The organism is uncultured Anaerococcus sp. (genome assembly GCF_947253225.1).
Classification (GTDB): domain Bacteria; phylum Bacillota; class Clostridia; order Tissierellales; family Peptoniphilaceae; genus Anaerococcus.
Window position 1 is genome coordinate 1 of sequence record NZ_CAMXYR010000063.1, and the last position, 7,581, is coordinate 7,581.

At 34.4% G+C, this 7,581-nt stretch carries 7 protein-coding genes; all 7 read right to left on the bottom strand.

Annotated elements, in window-relative coordinates; genetic code table 11:
• Positions 1–116: 116 nt before the first annotated feature.
• On the bottom strand, positions 117–782 hold the full coding sequence (gene rpe, locus Q0W95_RS06765; protein WP_297791169.1) for a ribulose-phosphate 3-epimerase: 666 nt from the start codon (positions 780–782) through the stop codon (positions 117–119).
• On the bottom strand, positions 776–1,648 hold the full coding sequence (rsgA, locus tag Q0W95_RS06770) for a ribosome small subunit-dependent GTPase A (RefSeq protein WP_297791171.1): 873 nt from the start codon (positions 1,646–1,648) through the stop codon (positions 776–778). The genes rpe and rsgA overlap by 7 nt, the downstream gene beginning before the upstream one ends.
• Positions 1,645–3,603, bottom strand: coding sequence for a Stk1 family PASTA domain-containing Ser/Thr kinase (gene pknB / locus Q0W95_RS06775; RefSeq protein WP_297791173.1), 1,959 nt, complete (start codon positions 3,601–3,603; stop codon positions 1,645–1,647). Before pknB ends, rsgA begins: the two co-directional genes overlap by 4 nt.
• An 8-nt stretch (positions 3,604–3,611) precedes the next feature.
• Positions 3,612–4,337 carry a Stp1/IreP family PP2C-type Ser/Thr phosphatase gene (locus Q0W95_RS06780; RefSeq protein WP_297791175.1) on the bottom strand — a complete coding sequence of 242 codons (726 nt, stop codon included), beginning with the start codon at positions 4,335–4,337 and terminating at the stop codon, positions 3,612–3,614.
• 2 nt (positions 4,338–4,339) lie between these two features.
• The gene (gene rlmN, locus Q0W95_RS06785; protein ID WP_297791177.1) at positions 4,340–5,365 is read right to left on the bottom strand and encodes a 23S rRNA (adenine(2503)-C(2))-methyltransferase RlmN; all 1,026 of its coding nucleotides are present in this window, start codon (positions 5,363–5,365) and stop codon (positions 4,340–4,342) included.
• Positions 5,349–6,647 carry a 16S rRNA (cytosine(967)-C(5))-methyltransferase RsmB gene (rsmB, locus tag Q0W95_RS06790; RefSeq protein ID WP_297791179.1) on the bottom strand — a complete coding sequence of 433 codons (1,299 nt, stop codon included), beginning with the start codon at positions 6,645–6,647 and terminating at the stop codon, positions 5,349–5,351. The genes rlmN and rsmB overlap by 17 nt, the downstream gene beginning before the upstream one ends.
• Positions 6,644–7,581: methionyl-tRNA formyltransferase (gene fmt, locus Q0W95_RS06795; RefSeq protein ID WP_297791181.1), on the bottom strand; the 938-nt coding region annotated here is incomplete at its 5' end. The genes fmt and rsmB, both read right to left, overlap by 4 nt.

Genomic DNA, 7,581 nt, shown 5'->3' on the forward strand with positions numbered 1-7,581 from the left:
GTATAAACTAACCGCTATTATAAGTTTTTAATACTATAAAGTTTATTATTTAATTCGAGTGGAACATTTCTTAAAAAAAATAGATACGCACTTGGATAAGTGGGTATCTACTAGATTTATACTGTTTTATCAGCAAAGATCTTATAATATTTTTCAATCTGTCCCTTTATATCTTTGTTGGAAAAAATATCTGATCCAGATACTATCTCGTCACAACCAGCCTCAATAACTTTTATGACATTAGTAGTTTTAATTCCTCCATCTATTTCTACCTTGCATGATAAGTCATTTTGGTCTATGTATGACCTAAAGGCTCTCACCTTATCAATAGATTCTTCAATAAAGCTTTGCCCACCAAAACCAGGCTCAACGCTCATTACAAGCACTGCATCTACTTCCCTAAGCAGAGGTAGAATTTGTTCTACTTGAGTTTTAGGTTTTAGGGTAATTCCTGCCTCAAGTCCTAATTCCTTGATTTTTTTTATTACTTCTAGTGGATTTTCACAGGATTCATAATGGATAGTTAGCCTATCTGCTCCCGCCTTAGCAAATCTTTCAATATATCTTATTGGATCAACAATCATCAAGTGAGTATCAAAGAAATAGTCGTTTTTATCTCTTATATCCTCAATTATCTTGAAGCCAAAAGATATATTTGGCACAAAAAGTCCATCCATTACATCAATATGGAGCATCTTTAAAGGAGTATCTTTAGTCTGCTCGAGATTTTCTTGCAACTTTGAGAAATCGCAAGAAAGGATTGAAGGTGCTAATTCTACCATTTATTTTCTCTCCTCTTCTTAATTTCATCAAATAACATCAGGTAATTGTCATACCTATTTTGGGAAATTTCCCCAAGAGCAAGAGCTTCTTTAATCTTACAATGGGGTTCGTTGATGTGGTTACAATCCTTAAACCTACATGTTTTACCCTTAAATTCCCTAAAGGTTTCTTTTAGGGAGGTTTCATTTTCTATAAAATCAATATCAAAGGAATCAAAGCCAGGTGTATCGAAGATGAAGCTATCTTCCTTTATTTTATAAATTTCGGTATGCCTAGTTGTGTTCTTTCCCCTCTTGCTTTTTTCTGATATAGAGCCAATTTCTATGTCTTTTTCTACAAGATTGGTAAGAAAAGTTGATTTACCAACTCCACTAGCTCCCGATACTGCCGAAGTTTTACCTTCAAGCATCCTTAGAACTTTATCCTTGGGAAAGTCTTTGTAATTGTCTAGGGTTATAATTTGGTATCCTAATGGTTGATAAATTTTAACAAAATCTCCTATCTCATTTTGGCTAGCTAGGTCAATTTTAGATAAAATCATGCAAACATCGACTCCGATAAATTCACACATCGCTAGATACTTATCTAAGTTAAACAAGTTAAGGGGTGGATTTTTAATTGTTGCAAAAAGCAAGATTTGGTCAATATTAGAAATATTTGGCCTTTTGATTTCGTTTTTTCTTGGAGATATTTCTGTGATATAGCCTGTATCATTTCCTAGAGGTTCAACTATAACATTATCTCCTACCAAGGGTCTTATTCCTTTTTTCCTAAAATTACCCCTAGCCTTGCAATTTAGAGTTTCATTTTCTAAACTTACATAATATAACTCTTTTTGAGCCTTGATTATCTTTCCCTGTCTCAATTTACTGTATACACTCCGTAAGATTCATCATCCACTAAAACTTCAAACTTAGTATTTTCAATAGCCTGGAAATTTAATTGAAGAATTTGTTGGTCGTTTAAGTTTTCCTTGCTTTCATTTTGATTGTACAAAATATCAGATCTTCTACCATTTTCATCAAGCTTATATATTTTTACGTTGAAATTATCTTTATCTGTATTTATGTTAAGTTTTAGGTCTACATTTTTAGCCTTGCCTTCTTTATTAGATTCAGACTTATCTTTCTTGCCGTTACTTACAACAAGGTCAATATTTGAACCTTGGGCAACTTGAGTACCATGGCTGATTGATTGACTAATTACCATTCCCTTTTCAACATCATCACTATCCTTATAGTCAACGTTTCTTAGGGTCAAACCCGTTTGTGTAATAAGGTTTGTGGCTTGATCTTCTGAAAGACCGACAAGATTTGGCACTTCAACATTGACAACCTTATCTTCTGGCCCTGCACTTACTGTTAGGTCAACTTTCCCGCCTGCTTGTAGGCTTGAACCAGCCCTCGGATCTTGTTTTATAATCAAATCTTTTCCGACTTTATCATCATGTTCTGTACTAGTCTTACCTATAGAAAGACCAACTTCCTTCAAAGCTTCCTCAGCTTCTATAACTGTAAGTCCTGACAGGTCTGGAACAGTAACTTCCCTACCAGCACTTACAACTAAGTTAACTATCGTTCCAACGTTAACACGAGTATTAGCATCTGGATCTTGTTTCATGACCTTACCCTTGTCATACTCATCACTTTGTTCAGTTCTTAGAACGTTCGCCTTGAGTCCTCTCTTTTCTAATTCCTTAACCGCCTTTTCTTCTGTCAAATTAATTACAGTTGGCACTTCAATTTTACTATCATTTGGTCTTGTTAGAAAATAGTAGACAGCTCCTACAAGGACCAAGGCTAAGAGAGCTAGAGGCCAGATTTTAATTGGTTTATGTTTCTTTACTCCACCTTCACCTTGATCGCTTGGTGAAACATAGACTACTTCTTCTGAGCCTTTCTTCTGATTTTCCGCTTTTTTTGCCTTCTTTTTTTCTTTGTTTGGAACAACTATAGGTATTTTTGCCGTCTTATCACTAACCTTATTGATAGGACTCTGACTTGTATTTTCCAAACTAGCTATCAAATCACTAGCATTTAAGTATCTATTTGCTGGTTCTTTTTCTAGTAGTTTCATTATTATGTGGTTTAGGTGATTAGAAAGGTTTGGGTTTAAGTCCTTGGCAGGTTTTGGTATGTCCTGGATGTGCATAACTGCGATTCCAACAGAATTATCTGCATCAAAAGGGACTCTTCCTGTTGCCATCTCATACATTACTGCACCTAGAGAATATAGGTCGCTTTTCTCATCTACAATCTTGCCCTTTGCTTGTTCTGGTGAAATGTAGTGAACAGTTCCTAGTATTGATGAGGTATAGGTTATGGTAGCATTTGATGAAACCCTTGCTATACCAAAGTCAGTTACCTTGGCAAGTCCAAATTTATCAATAAGGATATTTTGGGGTTTTATATCTCTATGAATTATCCCAGATGCATGGGCAGACTTGAGAGCCTGGGCAATTTGCACTGAATAGTCAATTATATCATGGTTTGATAACTTGCCCTCCTTATCAATCAAATCCTTTAGAGTTTCTCCTTCCACATATTCCATTACTATATAATAGATCTTTCTACCTTCCAAAAGGTCTTGACCTATGTCGTAAACATTAACAATATTTATATGATTAAGTTTAGCAGCTGATTGGGCTTCATTATTGAATTTCTTTAAAAATTCATCGTCTTCGGCATATTGCTCTTTCAAAACTTTTATAGCTACAAACCTATCTAAGAGCCTATCCTTAGCCTTGTAGACCTTGGCCATTCCTCCAACACCAATCTGCTGAATAATCTCGTACCTATTGTCCAAAATTATCTTATCCATATTACCTCTTATATCAAAACGGTAGTCAAAGTTATGTTATCACGACCACCTTCGCTTAACGCAAGTTCTATTAGTTTTGAAGAAATCTCATACGCATCATCAAAACTATTAACTACTTCTTTTATCTTTTCATCGCTTACTTCGTTGGAAAGACCATCTGTAAACATGAGGATAGTATCTCCTTTTTCCATATCTAGGGTCTTGCTATCTGGTTGACTTTCTTCATCAGTACCAACCGCCTTGGTTATAGCAGATTTATTGATAAAGTTCTTAGCCTCATCTTCAGTGAGTGAACCAGTATCTATAAGGTCATTGACCAAGGAATGATCTCGAGTCCTAAAGAATAGCTCTCCTTTTTTGTAAACATAAACTCTCGAATCCCCTATGTGAGAAATGTGGTATTTTCTATTCTTATTGTCAATCACAAGGCACACCACCGTAGTTCCCATACTAAGTCCATCACTATCATCAGATAGGGCATAAATTTTCTCATTAGCATAAGCTATAGCCTCTTCCTGAAGGTCTACCAATGATTCATAGGAATCAATGTCGGCATTCTTGATAAATTCTATATAAGAAATACTTGCAAGTCTACTCGCAAGCTCTCCCCTACTATGACCTCCCATCCCATCAGCTACTATGAAAAAATCTAAGTCATTTATAGAAATATTGGCGTAGGCATCTTCATTTTCTTCCCTACGTTTACCAATATTTGATATCGTGCTAAATTTCATGCTCACCTCGCATAATTATTTCTCAACTGTCCGCAAGATGCATCAATATCCGATCCCATAGACCTTCTTATTGTTGCATTTAACTTGTTTTTTATTAGTTTGTCCCTAAAGTCTTTTAGGGCTGTATTTTGTGGTTTATCATAGGCAAACTCTTCAATAGGATTCAGAGGAATAAGATTAATGTGAACATTTTTTCCTCTCAAAAGCCTTACTAAGTTTCTAACATCCTCATCAAGGTTATTTACCCCATCAATTACCACATATTCAAAGCTTACCCTTCTCTTTGTTTTTTCTAAATAATAATCTGTGGCCTTCATAAGGTCAGCTATTGGGTACTTGTTGGCAACTGGCATGAATTTTTTCCTTTTAGTGTCATCAGCATAGTGAAGACTCAAGGCTAGATTTATATCAAGTCCACTATCTGCAAGCATTCTAATCATAGGACCTAAACCAGATGTTGATAGGGTAATGGATCTATGTGAAAGATTCCTTCCATTCGCATCTGTGATAACTTCAATAAATTTCTTTATGTTATCATAGTTGTCCAAGGGTTCGCCAATTCCCATTATAACAATGTTATTTATCTCACCATTAATCCTTTCAAGTTCGTAGACTTCTTCTATAAGCTCAGAAGCAGTCATGTTTCTTACAAGTCCATTTTTTGTAGATGCACAAAACTTACAGCCCATCCTGCATCCAACTTGGGAAGATATGCATATAGTTTTTCTACTATCATAATCCATGAAGACAGCCTCAATAATATTTCCATCTTCAAGTTCAAAAAGATATTTTTTTGTAGCGTCTACTTGAGAGATAAATTCCTTGACTAAGTTTAGGATGGAAAATGTATATTTCTCACTTAAACTTTCTCTCATATCCTTGGAAAGGTCTGTCATTTGTCCAAAATCATTGACCTTATTTACGTGAATTTGCCTATACACTTGCTTGGCTCTAAATTTTGGATAGCCATGATTTTTAAACATCTCTTCAAGCTCTGTTATAAACTTATCATTAATTGTTTGTTTCATCATATTTCTTCTTAAATTTACTTATGAAAAATCCGTCAGTCTCATCTTCATAACTAACAAATTCTATGTAGTCCTTGCCATCAATTGGTACAAGTTCCATATCTTCTCTTTGACTTATGTAGGATAGGTTATCCGAGTTTTCAATCTTTCCTATAGTGCAAGTAGAATAAACAAGTTCTCCACCCTGCTTTAGATAGACTATGGCACAGGAAAGGATTTTCTTTTGCAATTCTGATAAGCTTTTGATATCATCAAGACTTCTGTTATACCTTATTTCAGGTTTCCTCGCCATAACCCCAAGTCCTGAACAAGGAGCATCTACAAGTATATAGTCAAATTTACCCTTCAAATCTTCTCTAAGCTCACTTGCGTCAAAATTTTCTATACTTATATTTTTAAGACCTAGCCTATTAATATTTTCTTCAATCAAAGACAATTTATTGGAAGATATATCATTCGCTAATATTTTACCTGTATTTTCTGTATATTCAGCTATATAACTTGTCTTTGTCCCAGGGGCTGCACATATATCCAAAATTCTAGAGCCCCTAGTTGGGTTAAGAACCTCTACAGTTTTCATGCTAGCTTCTTGTTGGATTGTAAAGAATCCTTGCTTAAAATATAAAGTTTCTACTAACCCCTGAGGATTATCCACAATAAGTGCATTTTTGCTTATTTTTGAATCTCTTATCTGGAATCCTAAGCCTTCAAGATTTTTTACCAATTCTTCTTTGCTTATTTTTGTATTATTCACCCTAATAGAAAGTCTTGCTTTTCTATTTGTATATCTAAGAAATTTCTTAGTATAGTCCATACCATAATTTTCAAATATATAGCGGGTGATTTCTTCTGGCATAGAATACCTAACTGATAAGGATTTTATATCATCTCCTATATTTATTTTAACAATTTCTTGTTCATTTCTGATAAAGTTTCGCAAGATAGCATTAACGAATCCAAAGGAACGCTTGTTTTTCTTCTTGGTTAAATCTACCAGTTTATCAACTGTTGCATAGTCTTTAGTTGCCAAAAAATGGATATTATATAGACCAATTTCTAAAATAACAAGAACATTTTTATGGATTTTTTTAATTTTAATACTAGAAAGTTTGCCTATCATATAGTCAAGGTGAATTTTATTTTCTAAGACTCCATAAATTACCTTGGTTACATAAGCAAGGCTTGTCGCCTTTTTTGCAAGATTATTTATTTCTTCATTACTTTTTTTATCCTTGTAGATGATATTTACAAGACTATTAAAAATTAATTCTAAATCATTCATGAGTCTAGGTTAATATTTTCTTCAAAAGCATGACCCAAAAGGAAAGCTTTGGCATCCATCACTTTTTTTGCAGGAAATTGAAGTCTATTAATTCTTATAGCCTTATCCCCGGCTCCGATAATTAGACCTTCTTTGGAGTTTGCCTTATAAACATAGCCAGGATTTGTGTCAAGCCCCTCAACAATTTCTGCTTCATAGACCTTAATATTATTTCCCTTGTAGGTAAAGAAAGCAACAGGATATTCCACAAAGGCTCTTATTTTGTTGAGGATTTCTTCTGCTGGGGTCTTCCAATCTATCTTTCCCATTTCCTTGGTTATTTTAGTACAAAAAGTCGCCTTACTTGAGTCTTGTTTTCTACGATTTTTGTAGATTTTCTCAAAATCAAGAATAGTTTCAAGAACTTTCTTTGAGCCTATTTCACTTAGCTTTTCTTCAAGATTTGTATAAGTATCCTTATCGTCAATGTCAACTAGCTCTTGGATTAAAATATCCCCAGAATCCATTCCTTTTTCGATAAGCATGGTCGTAGCAGCTGTTTTCTTATCACCATTTAAAAGAGAAAATTGCATAGGACTTGCTCCCCTAAGTTCTGGAAGAATTGATGGATGTAGGTTTATTATCCTATCTTCAAAAGCTTCGAGAAGTCCCTTGCCAATTAGTTGACCAAAAGCAACAACAACAATGAAGTCAATATCAAGGTCTTTGAGACTTTCTACAAAGTCAGGTGTGTTTACAGTTTTTGGAGTAACTACTTCTATCCCATGGTCTTGAGCATATTTTTTTATCTCTGTTGGGCTAACTTTTCCTCTATTTCTCTTTTTATCAGGAGAGCTTACCACAAGTTTCACATCAATATTTTCATTATTATAAAGAACATCCAAAGTCTGCACCGCAAACTTTGGATTGCCCATAAAACATATATTAATCATTT

Excerpts from the sequence above, each read along its gene's own strand:
- rpe (WP_297791169.1), bottom strand. The coding sequence starts at position 782 with ATGGTAGAATTAGCACCTTCAATCCTTTCTTGCGATTTCTCAAAGTTG.
- pknB (WP_297791173.1), bottom strand. The coding sequence starts at position 3,603 with ATGGATAAGATAATTTTGGACAATAGGTACGAGATTATTCAGCAGATT.
- Q0W95_RS06780 (WP_297791175.1), bottom strand. The coding sequence starts at position 4,337 with ATGAAATTTAGCACGATATCAAATATTGGTAAACGTAGGGAAGAAAAT.
- rlmN (WP_297791177.1), bottom strand. The coding sequence starts at position 5,365 with ATGAAACAAACAATTAATGATAAGTTTATAACAGAGCTTGAAGAGATG.
- rsmB (WP_297791179.1), bottom strand. The coding sequence starts at position 6,647 with ATGAATGATTTAGAATTAATTTTTAATAGTCTTGTAAATATCATCTAC.